The organism is Xanthomonas arboricola pv. juglandis (genome assembly GCF_905367715.1).
GTDB lineage: Bacteria > Pseudomonadota > Gammaproteobacteria > Xanthomonadales > Xanthomonadaceae > Xanthomonas > Xanthomonas arboricola.
The window spans coordinates 2,881,900-2,898,721 of the sequence record NZ_HG999362.1; the positions used below are offsets into that span (position 1 = coordinate 2,881,900).

At 66.8% G+C, this 16,822-nt stretch carries 14 protein-coding genes; 2 read left to right on the forward strand and 12 right to left on the reverse strand.

The genetic code is table 11. The features are described from left to right. Positions 1-128: 128 nt before the first annotated feature. From tgt to KHN93_RS12535, 3 genes are all read right to left on the reverse strand, one after another. Positions 129-1,274, reverse strand: coding sequence for a tRNA guanosine(34) transglycosylase Tgt (gene tgt / locus KHN93_RS12525; protein ID WP_016903293.1), 1,146 nt, complete (start codon positions 1,272-1,274; stop codon positions 129-131). A gap of 69 nt (positions 1,275-1,343) precedes the next feature. Further along, complete coding sequence (gene queA / locus KHN93_RS12530; RefSeq protein ID WP_211920252.1) at positions 1,344-2,414, reverse strand: tRNA preQ1(34) S-adenosylmethionine ribosyltransferase-isomerase QueA; 1,071 nt, start codon at positions 2,412-2,414, stop codon at positions 1,344-1,346. A 217-nt stretch (positions 2,415-2,631) separates the two neighbouring features. Continuing rightward, a complete protein-coding gene (locus KHN93_RS12535) occupies positions 2,632-3,063 on the reverse strand; it encodes an Lrp/AsnC family transcriptional regulator (protein WP_016903291.1) in 432 nt (143 codons plus the stop codon). Between the two features lie 121 nt (positions 3,064-3,184). Between KHN93_RS12535 and KHN93_RS12540 the strand changes: the two genes are divergently transcribed. Next, complete coding sequence (locus KHN93_RS12540) at positions 3,185-4,681, forward strand: aminotransferase class III-fold pyridoxal phosphate-dependent enzyme (protein ID WP_211920254.1); 1,497 nt, start codon at positions 3,185-3,187, stop codon at positions 4,679-4,681. A gap of 253 nt (positions 4,682-4,934) precedes the next feature. On the opposite strand, the gene KHN93_RS12545 is transcribed toward KHN93_RS12540, so the two are convergent. The 4 genes from KHN93_RS12545 to KHN93_RS12560 all read right to left on the reverse strand — a co-directional run bounded on the left by KHN93_RS12545 (position 4,935) and on the right by KHN93_RS12560 (position 10,939). After that, positions 4,935-5,642 (reverse strand): glycosyltransferase family 32 protein, encoded by a 708-nt coding sequence (locus tag KHN93_RS12545; protein ID WP_047125170.1) that lies wholly within the window; start codon positions 5,640-5,642, stop codon positions 4,935-4,937. A gap of 235 nt (positions 5,643-5,877) precedes the next feature. Further along, positions 5,878-7,263 (reverse strand): purple acid phosphatase family protein, encoded by a 1,386-nt coding sequence (locus KHN93_RS12550; RefSeq protein ID WP_104559522.1) that lies wholly within the window; start codon positions 7,261-7,263, stop codon positions 5,878-5,880. Beyond that, the gene (locus tag KHN93_RS12555) at positions 7,260-8,381 is read right to left on the reverse strand and encodes a phytase (RefSeq protein ID WP_181141814.1); all 1,122 of its coding nucleotides are present in this window, start codon (positions 8,379-8,381) and stop codon (positions 7,260-7,262) included. The genes KHN93_RS12550 and KHN93_RS12555 overlap by 4 nt, the downstream gene beginning before the upstream one ends. Next, positions 8,378-10,939, reverse strand: coding sequence for a TonB-dependent receptor (locus tag KHN93_RS12560; RefSeq protein ID WP_167705519.1), 2,562 nt, complete (start codon positions 10,937-10,939; stop codon positions 8,378-8,380). Before KHN93_RS12560 ends, KHN93_RS12555 begins: the two co-directional genes overlap by 4 nt. A gap of 151 nt (positions 10,940-11,090) precedes the next feature. Between KHN93_RS12560 and upp the strand changes: the two genes are divergently transcribed. Then, positions 11,091-11,723 carry a uracil phosphoribosyltransferase gene (upp, locus tag KHN93_RS12565; RefSeq protein ID WP_024940024.1) on the forward strand — a complete coding sequence of 211 codons (633 nt, stop codon included), beginning with the start codon at positions 11,091-11,093 and terminating at the stop codon, positions 11,721-11,723. 307 nt (positions 11,724-12,030) lie between these two features. Here the strand turns inward: upp and KHN93_RS12570 are convergent, their stop codons facing one another. The 5 genes from KHN93_RS12570 to KHN93_RS12590 all read right to left on the reverse strand — a co-directional run bounded on the left by KHN93_RS12570 (position 12,031) and on the right by KHN93_RS12590 (position 16,812). Further along, positions 12,031-13,788 carry a glycoside hydrolase family 9 protein gene (locus KHN93_RS12570; protein ID WP_211920256.1) on the reverse strand — a complete coding sequence of 586 codons (1,758 nt, stop codon included), beginning with the start codon at positions 13,786-13,788 and terminating at the stop codon, positions 12,031-12,033. Between the two features lie 235 nt (positions 13,789-14,023). Beyond that, complete coding sequence (gene ggt / locus KHN93_RS12575; RefSeq protein WP_211920259.1) at positions 14,024-15,802, reverse strand: gamma-glutamyltransferase; 1,779 nt, start codon at positions 15,800-15,802, stop codon at positions 14,024-14,026. Next, a complete protein-coding gene (locus tag KHN93_RS12580) occupies positions 15,799-16,083 on the reverse strand; it encodes a YfhL family 4Fe-4S dicluster ferredoxin (RefSeq protein WP_003489796.1) in 285 nt (94 codons plus the stop codon). The genes ggt and KHN93_RS12580 overlap by 4 nt, the downstream gene beginning before the upstream one ends. Beyond that, entirely contained in the window at positions 16,074-16,256 is a 183-nt protein-coding gene (locus KHN93_RS12585; protein WP_102584908.1) for a hypothetical protein, read from the reverse strand. The genes KHN93_RS12580 and KHN93_RS12585 overlap by 10 nt, the downstream gene beginning before the upstream one ends. A gap of 58 nt (positions 16,257-16,314) precedes the next feature. Beyond that, positions 16,315-16,812: a hypothetical protein gene (locus KHN93_RS12590; RefSeq protein WP_039516474.1), complete on the reverse strand. Its 498-nt coding sequence runs from the start codon at positions 16,810-16,812 to the stop codon at positions 16,315-16,317. Positions 16,813-16,822 lie beyond the last annotated feature (10 nt).

A 16,822-nucleotide genomic window follows, 5' to 3' on the forward strand; every position in this document is an offset into this window, starting at 1 on the left:
GTGCATCCTAGTTTGGGTGCCAGCGCGCCAACCGGCCGCTCGCTATTCAGGTACCGCCGGAGCGGAACAGCCGGGAATTATGCCATGCAGGTTCCAAACCGTCCGCGCAAAGGCGCGGACGGCCGGTCTCAGCTGGTTTCCCCCGGCAACGGCGGCGTGATGGCGCCGCGTGCCGCATAGAAGGACCGCCGGAACTCGGCAAAGGTTCCCGAGGCGATCGCCGCGCGCAGGTCGGCCATCAACTTCTCGTAGTACCAGAGGTTGTGCAGGGTGCCCAGCATCGGCGCCAGCATCTCGTTGCAACGGTCCAGGTGGCGCAGGTAGGAACGTGTGTAGCCGCTGCTGCAGGCATGGCAGCCGCAGCCCGGCTCGATGGTGTCCAGGTCGCGCTCGTACTTGGCGTTGCGGATGCGCACGGTGCCGAAGGAGGTGAAGTAATGCCCGTTGCGCGCATTGCGGGTGGGCATCACGCAGTCGAACATGTCCACGCCACGCGCCACGCCTTCGACCAGGTCCTCCGGCCGGCCCACCCCCATCAGATAGCGCGGGCGGTCGGCCGGCAGGCGCGGATGCAGGTGTTCCAGCATCGCGTTGCGCTCATGCTCCGGCTCGCCCACCGCCAGCCCGCCGATGGCGTAGCCGTCGAACCCGATGCCCTGCAGCCCGTCCAGCGAGCGGCTGCGCAGGTCCGGATGCACCCCGCCCTGCACGATGCCGAACAGCGCCGCGTCGTTGCCCAGCCCGTCATGCGCCTGCCGCGAGCGCTGCGCCCAGCGCAGGCTCAGCTCCATCGAGCGCCGCGCCACCTCTTCGGTGGCCGGGTATGGCGTGCATTCGTCGAAGATCATCACGATGTCTGAATCGAGCACCTTCTGGATCTGCATGCTCTCTTCCGGGCCCAGGAACACCCGCGCGCCATCGGTGGGCGAGGCGAAGGTCACGCCCTGCTCGGTGATCTTGCGGCGATGCGCCAGCGAAAACACCTGGAACCCGCCCGAATCGGTGAGGATCGGCCCGTCCCAGCGCGCAAACCCGTGCAAGCCGCCGTGATCGCCGATCACATCCAGGCCCGGGCGCAGATACAGGTGGAAGGTATTGCCCAGGATGATCTCCGCCCCCAGCGCGCGGATCTGCTCGGGCAGGATGCCTTTGACCGAGCCATAGGTGCCCACCGGCATGAATGCCGGCGTCTCGACGGTGCCACGCGGAAAGGTCAGACGCCCACGCCGGGCATGGCCGTCGGTGGCTTGAAGCTGGAACTGGAGTCGGGACATTGAGGGGCCGGGATTTGAAATTGGGGATTCGGGATTGGCAAAAGCGAGAAGGCGGCGAGCGGAGTGCTGTTACGAATCCCCACTCCCGACTCCCCAATCCCTGCTCCACAGCAACATCGCATCGCCGTAGGAAAAGAAGCGATAGCGCTGTTCGATGGCGTGTTGATAGGCGGCGAAGATGCGCTCGCGGCCGGCGAAGGCCGAGACCATCATCAGCAGCGTGCTTTCGGGCAGATGGAAGTTGGTGACCATCGCGTCGACGCTGCGGATGCGGTAGCCGGGTAGGATGAAGATCTGGGTTTCGCCGGCAAACGGCAGCAGTTCGCCCTCGGGCGCGGCATCGGTGGTGCGCCAGGCGCTTTCCAGCGAGCGCACCACGGTGGTTCCCACCGCAATCACCCGGCCGCCGCGTGCCCGGGTACGGCGCACCTGCTCGACCAGCGCGGCGCCGACGTTGAGCCACTCGGTGTGCATCACGTGCTGGTCGAGCGCATCCACGCGTACCGGCTGGAAGGTGCCGGCGCCCACATGCAAGGTGACATGGCCGAACTCCACCCCGCGCTCGCGCAGGCGCGCCAGCAACGCCTCGTCGAAATGCAGGCCGGCGGTCGGCGCGGCGACCGCGCCGACTTCGCGCGCGAACACGGTCTGGTAGCGCTCGCGGTCTTCCACCCCCGGCTCGCGGCGGATGTACGGCGGCAGCGGCAGGCGCCCGGCTTCCAGCAGCCAGTGCTCCAGCGGCGTGGGGATCTCGAAGCGCAGCAGATAGAACTCGCCGTCGCGGCCCAGCACCTCGGCCTGGCCGCCGGCATCCAGCGCGATCCAACTGCCGGCCTTGGGCGACTTGCTGGCGCCGATCTGTACCCGCGCCTCGCGCTCGCCGAGCAGGCGCTCGATCAGGATTTCCACCCGCCCGCCGCTGGCCTTCTGCCCGAACAGCCGCGCCGGGATCACCCGGGTATCGTTGAAGATCAGCAGATCGCCCGGCTGCAGCAGCTCGGGCAGATCCCGCACCTGCCGGTCGACCAGCGCCTGCGGCGACGGCGGCACCACCAGCAAGCGGCTGGCCGTCCGCTCGGCCAACGGCGCCTGGGCAATCAGCTCGTCGGGCAGCGAATAGTTGAAATCGGACTTCTTCAAGGCCGCAGGATGTGTTGGCTGAGGAGCCGGATAGTGTAACTGCGGCCGGGAATGGAGATTCGGGATTCGGGATTGGGGATTCGCGGTGAGGCGGGGATTGGAGATTCGGGATTGGGGATTCGTAAGAGCAGGATCCGCGGACCGGAACGTTTAGGACGCAAGCGGCCCGCTTTTACGAATCCCCAATCCCCAATCCCCAATTCCCAATCCCCGCCCCTCACCGCTCAAACTTCGTTGACAAAATGATCGACGTCGTCGTGCGCTCGACGCCGTCGATCGCGCCGATGGCGTCGGTGAGAACGTCCATCTCGTTGACGCCGCCGACCACGCCCAGGGCGATCAGGTCGTAGGCGCCACTGACCGAGTGCAGCAGGCGCACCTGCGGGATATCGCGCAGCGCCTTGACCACGGCCGGCATCTTCTTGGGCAGCACGGTGATCAGGATATGCGCGCGGATACGGCCCTGTTCGTAGGCGTCGTGGGTGCGCACGGTGTAGCCGCTGATCACGCCGTCGCGTTCGAGTTTTTCGATCCGGCTCTGCACGGTGGTGCGCGACAGCCCGAGCCGGCGCGCAATCTGCGCGGTGGAGGCGCGCGCGTCCTCGCGCAGCAGCGACAGCAGGCGTTCGTCGGAGGGAGTGATTTTCACTTTTGCCCAATTGGTTCGTCGATTCGACGAAAATACTCGACTTCCTGCCCGGATTCACGCTGCCAAACGCCGATCTTCTGCCGATAATAGGAAGGGAACGCCACCTTGCAGGAGATGCGCCATGTCCGTCCTCGCCCCGCTCGCCCCGCTGCGTGCCCACGCAGGCCGCCGCCTGACCGATGGCCTGGACGATGCCAGCATCGTGCGTCTGGCCGCCAACCACCCGGATCTGGCACGCGCCATCGACGCGGCGGCCGCCGAGTACGCGCAGGTGCGCGCGGAGGCCGCCGACCTGCTGGACCTGGACGAAGACGCCCAGATCAGTGCGGTGCAGGACGGCTTCATCAATTTCTATGCCGACGATGCGGTGACCCCGTACGTGGCGCTGGCCGCGCGCGGCCCCTGGGTGATCACGCTCAAGGGCGCGGTGCTGTACGACGCCGGCGGCTACGGCATGCTCGGCTTCGGCCATACCCCCGCGCCGGTGCTCGAGGCGATGGCGCGTCCGCAGGTGATGGCCAACGTGATGACCCCCAGCCTGGCGCAGCGCCGGCTCGACCGCGCCCTGCGCGCCGAGATCGGCCATACCCGCGGCGGCTGTCCATTCGCACGCTTCATGTGTCTCAACTCCGGCTCCGAAGCGGTCGGCCTGGCCGCGCGCATCGTCGACACCAACGCCAAGCTGCACACCGACCCGGGCGCGCGTCACGCCGGTGCCAGCATCAAGCGCGTGGTGGTCAAGGGCAGCTTCCATGGCCGTACCGACCGCCCCGGCCTGTATTCCGATTCCAGCCGCAAGACCTACACCAAGTACCTTGCCAGCTACCGCGACGAAGACTCGGTGATCGCGATCGCGCCGTACGACGTGGCGGCGCTGCAACGCGCCTTCGACGAGGCCGCGCGCAATCACTGGTTCATCGAGGCGGTGTTCCTGGAGCCGGTGATGGGCGAAGGCGACCCGGGCCGCGCATTGCCGGCCGCGTTCTATGCCGCGGCGCGCGAACTGACCCGCCTGCATGGCAGCCTGCTGCTGGTGGATTCGATCCAGGCCGGCCTGCGCGCGCATGGCGTGCTGTCGGTGGTGGATTACCCCGGCTTCGAGCAGCTCGACCCGCCGGACCTGGAGACCTATTCCAAGGCGCTCAACGCTGCGCAGTACCCGCTGTCGGTACTGGCAGTGACCGAACACGCCGCGCAGGTGTACCGCAAGGGCACCTACGGCAACACCATGACCACCAATCCGCGTGCGCTGGATGTCGCCTGCGCCACGCTGGCGTTGTTCACCCCGCAGGTGCGCGAGAACATCCGCAGCCGCGGCGCGCAGGCGATCGCCAAGCTGCAGGCACTGCAGTCCGAGCTGGGCGGTTTGATCACCAAGGTGCAGGGCACCGGCTTGCTGTTTTCCTGCGAGCTGGCGCCGCAGTTCAAGTGCTATGGCGCCGGTTCTACCGAAGAGTGGCTGCGCCATCGCGGCGTCAACGTCATCCATGGCGGCGAGAATTCGCTGCGCTTCACCCCGCACTTTGCGATGGACGAAGACGAACTCGATCTGCTGGTCGGGTTGATCGCGCGTGCACTGAAGGAAGGTACGCGCCAGGCCCAGGCCGAGGCGGCCTGAGAGCCAGCGACAGGACGTGGCGAGCCGTCCTCAGGTTGTAGCGGACGGCGCGTAGGAACTTCGGTATCCGAGTGGTGCACGCCGATTCCGAGTACCGGCTGCGCTCACTGATCGGTGAGCGCCGCGGTTTTGTGAGCCGCTTGAAGTCAAGGCGGCGCAGGCAGTACTTGCGCGCCTCGGACAGGTGCGCGGCCGCCCCGAAGCTCACCGCGCGCCCTTGCCGTCGCGCGCGGCGATGTACTGCCGGGCCGGGTCAGATCGGCACGGCGCTCAGCTTGCGGCGCAGGTAATTGGTCACGGCCCGGCGTGGCGACTTGCCGCGCCAGGACGCCCAGCACAGGTGCGAGCCCACCGCGACGGTGCCGCCACGGTGACCGAGCCCGAACCAGGTGCGATCCGGATGGAACGCATCGCGCGCCGGGAACACGATGCCGGCAAACTCGCCGGCGTGCGCGTTGTAGAAACGCGTCAAGCCGCGCGGGCCGGAGATCATCGGAATCTGCCGGTGGTCTTCCAGCGTCTCAGGCGCATGCGTGGTGAAGATGTGCTCGATGAAGGCGCGCCAGAACGGATGCCCTGCCTCCGAGCCGAACACGGCATTGCCGATCTTGAACTGCTCGTTGCCGGGCGCGCCCTCTTCGATCGGCAGCACGCATTGCTGTGCCAGTACGTCCGCGCCAAGCGTGCGCAGCAGCTTGTAGTCGGTGTCGAAATAGAACCCGCCGTAGCTGTGCATATAGGCGCAGCGCGCGATATCGGCCTTCATCACACCGAAGCGTATCGCCTCGTAGCGGTCGGCGAATTCCGGGAACGCGCGACGCATCAGTGCGGAGTTGTCGGCGTCGTCCCAGACATGGCAGGTCCAGCCCGGCAACAGCCGCTGCAGGCGGGCCCGGATCTTGCGCTCTTCCCAGAGCAGGTGCTTGGTCGGCGCAGTGAGATGGAACACGTGGGGAATCATGGGGGGCTCTCGGGGGCTGGGGGAACCAGACCTCCACCGAAGCACCGCACCGAAGCCGGCTACCCGGATGGAGCTCCGGTCAGCCGTAACAGTAGTCCCATTATTAGTGTGACGTAATTCACAATTTTAAATGGTTACGCCTACCGCCGATTCGCAGAATCAATCCAGAACCGAAGTTCGCTCACAGCCTCCTCATCCCGCACGGCTGGCCTCGCCACGCTGCTGTCGTCTCACTTCACTCCCAGCACCGGTCCGCGCGTCCCTTCAGGGTTGCGCTGCGCGGGCAATCGCGCGGTGCGATGCGCCCGGCTTCCTGCTCCACCAACCGCTTGCCGCCATCGCTGCCGCGCTCCAGCTCGAACGCATCGTAGAGACGTCCGGTGGCGGTGCGCGACTCGTAACGCAACTTCTGGTTGTCGATGCGAAGCACTTGATAGAGCTGGGTGTCTTCGCCGACCGGACGCATGGTCTTGCGCGCCATGTCCGAGAGCCGGTACTGCTTGGGCCCGGCCACCGAGACCACAAACACCGGCGTCGCCTGCCCTGCGTCATCGCCGCGCCGGCCGTAGGTGTGGTCGTGGCCCTGCAGCACCAGATCGACCTTGTGGCGGCGGATCACCGGCAACACCTGCTCGACCAGCTTCTGGTTCTCGCGATCGGCGCGCGGGGAAAAGAACGGCTGGTGGATCAGCACGATCGACCACGGGTGCGGGTTGTCGGCCAGTACCTTGTCCAGCCACTGCGCCTGTGCCGGGCCGGTGCCCAGATCCAGCACCGAGGTGCCGTCCAGCACGGCGATGCGCACGCCCTGATAGTCGAACCAGTAGCTGGTGCGCGCCGTGGCCGACGGCCCGTTGCGCGGCAGGGCGAAGGTCACCGGCCAGTGGTTGCCGAGCGTGCGCGTGGCCTGCGGGGTATCTTCGCCCTCCTCGTGATATTCGTGATTGCCCGGCGCCGGCGCCACTGCGGTGCCTTCCAGCAACCAGCGCCCGGCTTCGAACCATTCGGCCCATTCGTTGTCGTCCTGGCCGTCCTTGCCGCTGACCAGATCGCCGGCGAACAGGGCCAGCCTGGCGTCCGGTGCCGAGCGCCAGGCCTGGCGGATCACCCGCGAGACCAGGCTGAGGTTCTTGTTCTGGGTGTCGCCGAAGTACAGCAGCGTCAGCGGCGTGTCGGGGCTGGCGGCGGTGCGGAAATGATTCCACGCGCCCCAGGTACGGTTGCCCTGCACGCGGTAGGCGTACAGCGTGTCCGGCTTCAGCCCGTCGATATCGGCGCGGTGGTGGTGCGAGCTGCCGTTTTCGCTGGCCAGCGTGGCGGTGCTGGCACGGATACGGCGCGGCGTACCCACGTCGGGCGAGTCGCCGGCAACCACCAGTTCCAGCCACGGCTGGTCGACGCTGGCATCGGTACGCCAGGCCACCGCGAAACCGGTCGCCGCCGCCTGCGCGGGCGTGGCGACGATGCGGTCCGGGAAGCCATCGGCAACATATTGGGTGGAGCCCGCCGGCACCTGGGTGTTGGGTTCGGCGGTTTGGGCTTTCTCGGCGGCGAGCGATCGACCGCCCGCCATCGCCACCAGCAACAGCGCTGCAGACAGCGCCGCACGTGCCGCGCTCATGGCGCGCACTCTTTCAGGCGCAGCGTGCGCGCGATATCGCGCCAGTCGAATGCCGCCACCGCCTGGTCGTCGTGCAGTGCGTAGAACACCCCGCCCGGAAAGCGCGCATCGCCGCGTTGATCCAGCCACACGCCGTCGGTATTGGCGGTCACCCGGCCAGCGAAGGCACCGACATGCGCCAGGCTCTGGCGATCGAATACCTGGAACACGCTGCGGTCCTTGAACTGATCGGTGGCGATCCAGTAGCCGCTGCCGTCCTTGCACGCAAACAGCGTCATGCCTTCGGCCTGCGCCTTGAACAGGCCGCTGCCGACATTGCGGCCGCGGTAGCGTCCGTCCGTGCCGTATTCGCGCAACTGCGTACCCACGGCGACATCTTCTTCGGCAATCATCAGGCGCGCATGCGCTTCATCGCCGAACACCGACTCGGCGATCCGGATCGCGCCCGCGTCGCTGGTATCGCCGAAGCTCTGGGTCAAGCGCGCCTGCCAGCCCTGCCCCGCAGCGCTCAATTGATAGCGACGAAAGCGTTGACCGAGTTCGGCCACCGGCGGCGGCACATCCTTGTTGGCCGGCGACATGTAGTTGTCGCTGACCACCACCTCGTAGCCGCCGTCGTGCTTGCGCACCCACAGGCCGTAGGGTTCGCGCAATTCGTCCTGGCCGAAGCTGGTCAACGGCTTGAAGTCGGGCAACGAGAACACCTGCACGCGGCGGTTGTCGCGCTCGACCACGAACACCAGATCGTCGACCACCGAAATCCCGTTCGGGCGATCCAGCTTGCCCAGCGCCTTGCCCTTGCCGCCGACCACGCGCAGGCGCTTGCCGCTATCGCCATCGAACACCACCAGCGCATGCGTGGCCTTGGCGGTGGCGATCAACCAGCGGCTGCCATCGGGCGCACTCCAGCTGGCCGGCGAATCCAGATTGTCGGCCGGGGTCAGCGCGGTGATGAAGGCCTCCGGCACCACCTGGTGCGCCACCTTGGCCTCGCTGAGCAAGGGGTCTTTCAGCAATGCTTCGTCGGCTTCGCGATCGATCGGTGCGCTGGCGCAGGCGGTCAGCGCCAGCGCGCTGGCGAGCAGCGTGGTATGCAGCCGCGTGCGTGTTGCGATCACAGTGCCACCTTCAGGCCGAGCGCATAGGTGCGGCCGTATTCTTCGTTCTGCAGCGTGCGCGAGGGCACGCCCTGGTACAGCTCCAGCGGTTCGTCCAGCAGGTTCTGCGCTTCCAGATACAGGCTGACGTGGCTGTTGAATTGGTAGTTCATGCTGAAATCCAGCTGGGTATGCGGGGCGACATAGATATCGTAGGCGCGGCTTTCGCCGATGGTGTCCAGGTACTCGCTGCGGTACACCGCCGCAACCCGCGCACTGAAGCCGTATTTTTCGTAGCCCAGGTGGCCGCTGTAGATGCGCTTGGACGAGCGCGGCAAGGTGAAGTCCTCGCCGGCGCGATCGCTCAGGCCGGGATCGAAGTCGCTGTCCAGCACGGTGGCGCTGGCGCCGACCAGCAGGCCGTTCCAGCCTTCGGGCAGGAAGTCCAGCGCCTGCTGCCAGTTGAATTCGGCGCCGCGCACCTTGGCGGTGTCGCCGTTGATCGAGCGCGTGACCTGCAGGTCGGGGAACTCGGCATCGTTGGTGCTGATGGTCTGCACGATGTAGTCGTCGATCGACTTGTTGAACACGCCCAGCGAGATCAGGCCGGTGCTGCCGATGTATTTTTCGAACGACAGGTCCAGGTTGGTGGAGCGATACGGATCGAGATCGGGGTTGCCGACGTTCACCTCGTTGTCGCCGCGATTGATGCTCACGCGCGGGGAGACATCGCCGAACGCAGGCCGCGACAAGGTCTTGTTGGCGGCAAACCGCAGCACCCAGTCGTTGCCGGTGTCGTAGCGCAGATGCAGGCCAGGCAGCACGTTGGTGTAGCTGCTGGACGCTTCGCGCGGCGTCACCGTGGCGGTGCGGCCGTTCTCGGCCACGTCGACCTGGTTGCCGGTGGCGTCGAACTGGGTGTTTTCCACACGTACACCGGCAATCGCGCGCAGCGCGCCGATGTCCCAGGTGCCCATCACATAGGTGGCGAACACATCTTCGGTGGCCTTGTAGTCGTCCTGCAGCGAGGTCTGCAGATTGCCGCCGACATCCTGCGGGCGTGCGCTGTACAGATTGCCGGAGGTGTTCCAGTAACGGCGCATGCCGTCCGAGCCGATGCTTTCGCCCAGGGTGCCGCCGCGGTGTTCCGGCGCGGCGGTGGTCCAGTCGCTCAGATCGATCGCCGGCCCGCGACGCAGCTCGCTTTCGTCCACATTGACATCGCGCTCGCGCCAGCGGCCGAGTACCCCCATCTTCAGGCTGGAATGCTCGCCGTCGAAGCGCACGTTGATCTGCGCGCTGCGCTCGCTGTCGTCCACCCGCTTGGGCGCAAGCACGAAGCGGTCGAACACGAAATCGTCATTGCTCTGCCAGCCGTTGTCGGAAAAGCCCAGGCGCGGAATGCCGCTGTTCTGGTCGACCGTGGCCGACAGATCGTCGCCGTCATAGTTGAAGCGCGCCTCCATCTCGTCGTTCACGCGCTCGGTGGTCTTGGTGTAGCCCAGCTTGTAATCCACCGTGGCCGCGCTCAGACGGTTTTCACCGCCCACGCTCAAGGCCATGGTGTCTTCCTTCTTGGTGCGATAGCGCACGCGCTTGGAGATGGAATCGGCCGGCAGGTCGGCCACCTCGTAGGTGCCGTCGCCATTGGCGCTGACCTGCCCATCGGCCAGGCCGAAGATGGTGCGCTGGCGCGTTTCGGCATCGTCGAAGCGGCTGTACAGCGTGCGCAGGTAATAGCGGTTGTCCGCGTCCGGGCGCCAGTCCAGATTGAGGTTGGCGCCCATGCGGGTGCGCTCGATGAAGTACTTGCGACGCTGCACCTCGCCGGCGAACAGATCGTCGGCCGCACCGCCGTCGAAGCTGTCGTAGGCCACCTCGGTATTGTCGGATTCGAATTCGCGGTCCTGGTAGTTCACACCCACTGCGACGCCGAAGGTGCCGTCGAAGATATCGCTGTAGTTGAACGCGCCCTTGGGGCTGGTCTTGCCCGACAGCGACTGGTGGCTGCCTTCGATCGAGCCGCGTAGCGTGCGGCCATCGCGATCGAACGCGGAGGTGGACTCGACCTGGATCGCACCGCCGATGGAATCGCCCGGCATGTCCGGGGTCGGCGACTTGACCACCTTCAGGCGTTCGGTCGAGTCGGACGGAATCACGTCCAGCGGTGCCGAGCGCGTGCCGTCTTCCGGCGTGCCCATGGTCATGCCGTCGATGGTGACGCTGTTGAGCGCCGAATCCAGGCCGCGGATCACCACGAAGCGGCCTTCGCCCTGATCGCGGGTGACGCTGACGCCGGGCAGGCGCTGCAAGGATTCTGCAACATTCTTGTCGGGGTAGCGGCCCATCGCATCGGAGGCCACGGCATCCTGGATCGCATCGGAGCCACGCTTGAGATCGACTGCGCGCACCTGCGATTCCACCTGCGGGCGCACTTCCAGGCGCTCCAGATCGATGGCCGCCGCGCCGGACGCACCGGTTGCAGCTGCCGCACCCTCGGCCGCCTGCGCAAGCGGGCTCCACGCGGCCGCCGCCAACGTCAGCGTGATCGCCAGGCACAGCGGAGTCTTGTTCAACACGGGTGCTTCCCCAATCGGTTAAGAATGGGTGGGCACACTATGTCTACGACGTTTCACTGACATGACATATGCAAGCGCGATCACGCGCAATGTGTGGCGACGCTGCCGCTGGCTGCGGCACACTGTGGGTCTCTCCCGCCTGTCGCTGCCCATGAAAATCGTCGAAGTGCGTCACCCCCTCGTCCAGCACAAGATCGGTCTGCTGCGCGATGCCGCCTTGAGCACCAAGGGCTTCCGCGAACTGGTCACCGAGCTGGGCACCCTGCTGGCCTACGAGGCCACCGCCAATCTGGACACCGAATCGCACGTGCAACCCGGCTGGGCCGGCCCGGTGACCGTGCAGCGGATTGCCGGCGCAAAAATCACCCTGGTACCGATCCTGCGCGCCGGGTTGGGCATGCTGCCCGGCGTACTGGCGCTGATCCCGGCCGCGCGCGTGAGCGTGGTCGGCCTGCAGCGCGACGAAGAAACCTTGCAGCCGGTGCCCTACTTCGAACGCCTCACCGGCCGCCTGGAAGAGCGCGATGCACTGATCCTGGACCCGATGCTGGCCACCGGCGGCACGCTGATCGCCACCATCGACATGCTCAAGCGCGCCGGCGCGCGGCGGATCAAGGGCATCTTCCTGGTCGCCGCACCGGAAGGCCTCAAGGCACTGGAAGCCGTGCATCCGGACGTGGAGGTCTACACCGCCGCGATCGACGACCACCTCAACGACAAGGGCTACATCCTGCCCGGCCTGGGCGATGCAGGCGACCGGATCTTCGGAACGCGGGTGGAGTGAGCTGCGGTGGCTTGAAGCCCCTCTGCCTGCGGGGCGAAAAGACACCGCTTGCGCGCCATTGGCGCGCGTGCCTTCAAGCGCCCGCGCCGCAAGCGCGGGCCGGGGGCGCGCAGTGGGGATTGGGGTGAAGGTCCGTCGAGCGAAGCAGTCGGTGATTCACTTCTGACGGCGCGTGGCGACGCGTTTGTCGTTGCCGGCATTGGTAGCTCCCCCTGAGGCGCACCCTCATCCGGCGCTGCGCGCCACCTTCTCCCGGTGGGAGAAGGAACAGCGGCGGCATCGGGCGTCGCATTGAAAAACGCCCGCCTCAGCGCGTCGACGCCTGGATCGCCGCACTCACATACACCAGCGGCGCATTCCAGTTGATGGCCACCTCGTTGCTGGCATAACTGCAGGTGTTGTCCAGGTACGACAGTGCCGGCAGCCTGGAGGGATACGCCACCTTGCAGTCCTTGGCGTCCTGCTGGCCCGGTTGCGGACCGCCGGCCAGCCAGCCCGGCACAGGTGCGTCGATGCCGTCGGCCTCGGAGGGGCGATGGTGGATATGCATCGGGCTGCGCAGCCCGACGCCGGTGACGAACGACAAGCCCAACGGATTGCGCCCCAGGATGTAATCCAGCTGCGACTGCGCGGCATCCAGATACGGCCGCTGCCGGGTCAGCCGATAGCCCTGCATCAACATCATCGCGCGGTTGAGCACCACCGCATTGCTGCCCCACACGAAGTCGGTGTCGGTCATCGCCAGACGCCAGGGCGAGGCCTGCCACTCATCGGCAAGACGCTGTGCCAGGCCGCTGATCTCACGCGTAATGCGTGCGCGATCGGCATGCGGGGTGAGCGTGTCGCGATGTTCGGCCAGCGACATCCAGGCCAGGCCGCCGACGTTGCTCCAGCCCGGCACGCTCGCCGGTACGTTGCGCGCAATCATTGCGTCGTAGAAGCCGTCCTCGCGCGTGCTCACGTACAGCTCGGCCGCAGCCCAGGCGAATTCGTCGTCTACCTGCGCATCGTCATAGCCGCCGGTGCGCACGTCATCGGGCTGGCGATAGATCACATCCGGGTGTTGCTGCGCCCACGCCCAGGCACTGCGCGCGGCGTTCAACATGCGCGCCGATGCGCCCGGGTACTGCTTGTCGAACGGCGCATAGACGCGGCTGGCTGCCGCCATCACCGCAGCGAAATCCAGCGTAGCCGCGGTGGCCTTCATCACCACGTAGCGTTGCTGTTTAGCCTGGTCCGGCATCACCAACCCATCGAACTGCTTCTCGGTGAGCTTGTGGTACACGCCGCCATCGGCCGGGTCCTGCATGGCCAGCATCCATTCCAGATTCCACCAGGTCTCCTGCAGGATGCCGGGCACGCCGGGCGCGTCGTCGGGGATGGTCAGGGCCTGCGCCTTGAACAGCGCCGGGTACTGCTCATAGGCGGCCAGCAAGGTGTAGGTGCTGATGCCGGAATTGACGATGTACTTGTTGTAGTCGCCGGCGTCGTACCAGCCCTTGGGCGCACTGATCACGCTGTCGGCCGGGCGCGTGGCCGAGGCCGCCGAAGGATGGATGCGCACCTGCGTATCCGGATGCCCGGCCGCACGCGCATACGGCCCGGCGAACTGCGCCGGCAGCGCGGTGCTGGCGCGATTGAAATAGAACGCCTTGAGCGATGCGTCGAGTACGGGCCGATACGCGCTGGCCGCGATCGGGAACGGATCGGACGCCGGCTGCCCGTCGATCTTCAACCGGTAGGTGCCCGGCGCGCGCAGGCTGGAAAAATCCGCCACCCGCGCCTGCTGCCCGGCCGGCGTCCACAGCGCGGCGGCCTGCAGCCTGCCCTCCAGTACCTGGCGGCCCTGCGCATCCTCAACCGTGAAACGGTCCGCGGTGGGCGCCGCGCCTTGCGGCAATCCGAGCACTGCAAGCTTGGCAGAGCCGGGCAGATAGCCGAGCTGATTGACGTGGACGGCAGCGCCCGTTGCCGCTACGGTCTGGTTGCCGGTGGTGTCGGCCGCGCAGGCGGCGATGGGCGATGCGATCACCATGCCGGTGAGCAGAGTCTGGAAAATGTTCATGCCGCGATGGTCGCTGCATTGGCGCAGGGCGACAAGTCCAATCCAGGCATAGCCAACCGCGTGGAAATGCATCGCTGCGGTCGCGTGCCTGCATCGATGGTGGCGAGCACCTGCGGCCAATCGGTCATCGCGCAGGCCATGCCATGGCACGGCAGATGCAATCGGCAACACCCGCTGCCATCCGGCCACGCCTGCCCTCGCCTACGAGGACAGGCATATCTCGATCAATCAGCGATCAGCGCGCCGCCGCATCCAGCTGCACCTGCGCCTTGCCCACCGGGTTGCGCGGGTCGCTCCCGCCGGTGAGCACGTTGCTGCGCTTGTCCCATTCCACCGTCTGCAGGTTGCCCCAGACGTGGCTGGAACCGCGACCGCCCTCGGCGGTATCGCCCGGCAGCTTGAGCGCGTGGCCCATCGCCTGCAGCGCCGTGGCGGTCTGCGGCGAGAACGCATTGCTCTCGGCCTCGATCACGTCCGGCAGCCACTGGTGGTGATAGCGCGGCAAGGCGCTGACCTGCTGCGCGTCCAGGCCGGCGTCGTAGCCCAGGATGCCGAGCAGCACCATGGTGATGATGCGGCTGCCACCCGGGGTGCCGATCACCGCGACCTTGTCGGCCGATTCCATGAAGGTCGGCGTCATCGAGCTGAGCATGCGCTTGCCCGGCTTGGGTGCGTTGGCCGCGTAGCCCATCACGCCGAAGGCGTTGGGCGTGCCCGGCTTGAGCGCGAAGTCGTCCATCTCGTCGTTGAGCAGCACGCCGGTGCCCTTGGGGATCAGGCCCGAGCCGTATAGCAGGTTGACGGTCTGGGTGGCGCCGACGCGGTTGCCTTCGCCGTCGATGATGGAAAAGTGCGTGGTCTCGTCGTCTTCCAGCGGGGTCGGGTTGCCCGACAGCAGATCGCTGGGGGTGGCCTTGTCCGGGTTGATCGTGGCACGCAGGCCTTGTGCGTAATCCTTGCTGGTCAGCACGCGCTGCGGCACGGCGACAAAGTCCGGGTCGCCCAGGAAGAAGGTGCGGTCGCGGTAGGCGCGGCGCATTGCTTCCACCACCAGATGGGTGCGGTGCGCATCGTCGAGCTTGTCCAGTTCCCAGCCTTCCAGGATCTGCAGCATGGCGGCGAGTGCGATCCCGCCGGAGGATGGTGGCGGCGCGGTGGTGATCTTCCAGCCGCGGTAATCGAACTGGATCGGCGTGCGCTGCTTGACCCGATACCCGGACAGCTCGGCGGCCTTCCACTGCCCGCCGGCCTGCTTGACGCCGGCCAGCAGCTTCTTGGCGGTTTCGCCCTTGTAGAAGCCATCGAAGCCCTTGTCGCCGAGCAGCTGCAGGGTATGCGCCAGCTCGGGCTGCTTGAAGATGTCGCCTTCGGCAATCGGCTTGCCGCCGCGCAGATACACCTCACGCGTCCCGGGGTAACGCTCCATCACCTCGCGCCGCGAGGCATAGCCCTTGGCCATGCGCGCGTACACCGGGAAGCCTTCGCTGGCGATGCGGATCGACGGCGCCAGCGACTGCTTCAACGGCAGCCGGCCGTGCTTGGTGGCCAGTTCCACCAGCGCTGCAGGCAGCCCGGGAATACCGGCCGACCAAGGGCCGTTGACCGAGCGGTCGCGGTCCAGCGCGCCCTGTTTGTCCAGGAACTGCGCCTCGCTGGCCGACTCGGGCGCGGTCTCGCGCGCATCCAGCATCACGTCCTTGCCGGTCTTGGAATCGTGCAGCAGGAAGAAGCCGCCGCCACCCAGCCCCGAGCTGATCGGCTCGACCACCGCCAGCGTGGACGACACCGCAATCGCCGCATCGAACGCATTACCGCCCTCGCGCAGGATCTGCAGGCCAGCGTCGGTGGCCAGTGCATGACCGCTGGCAATCGCCGCACCGGGCGGGTGCCCCGCCACCGGCGAGGTCGTGGCTGCTGCAGGCTTGGCGCCATCGGCAGCCCAGGCCGGCGGTGCCAGCACCAGGGCCAGCAGCAACAGGCCGCGCGAAGAGAAACGTCGGTAAAAGATGCTCACGGGGCGGGAGGCTCCTGTTCGTACAGTTCGGGGTGGTCGCGCTGCAGCTGCATGAGCTTGGCGAGCAGTTGATCGTGGGTTTCCGGTATCGCCGGATCCGGGTCGATGCATTCGACCGGGCACACCACCACGCATTGCGCTTCGTCAAAATGGCCCACGCACTCGGTGCAACGTGCCGGGTCGATCACGTAGATGGTTTCGCCCATCGAGATGGCCTGGTTCGGGCACGCCGGCTCGCAGACATCGCAGTTGACGCAGAGCTCGTTGATTTTCAGCGACATATCGGCACCACCATGCGATGCGGCGCGGCGCGATGCAACGCCAGGCGCTGGAACGCAACGTACTGCCGGAAGCGGATGCACGGGGCGTAGCGCGATGCACGGACAACGCCATGCGTGTGGCCGGCAACCGGTCCGAGCGGACCGGCGCCGACGGCATGCGGGATCAGCAGCATGCTGCGATCCCGCACGGCGGCCGGACGCGCCCTCCCGCGCCTCCGGCCTGGTACGGCATTACTTGGCTTCAACGAAGGTGTATTCCACGCCCTTGGGCTGGACGATGCCCTGCACCCGCGCATTCTCGGCCGCATTGCCGATGAACAGCACGCGCACGCCCTTCATCGAATCGGCCGGCACGTCCTTGAACGCGGCGTCGATCAGGTCGGCCATCTTGGTCGAGGCAGACGACCCGAAGGCCAGCATGTTGCCCGGCTGCACGCCGCGCGCGAGTGCGGTCTTGACGCTTTCCAGCTGACGCTCGTAGCTGCCGGCGAACTCGGCATCGGACTCCGGCGGCAAGTAATACAGGAACGGGCTGTTGGTGGTGGTGCCCAGGTTCTGGCCGACCACTTCCTGCAGGTACTTCTTCCAGCCGGCGTTGTCGTCCTTGGCCGGCGCGGTCAGCGCGGCCGGAGCGGCGGCGGCGGTCGGTGCCGGCTCTTCCTTCTTGCAGGCGGTGACGGCCAGAGCAGCGACCGAAGCGAGCACCAGCGCGCGCATTGTGTGTTTCATGAAACTCCTC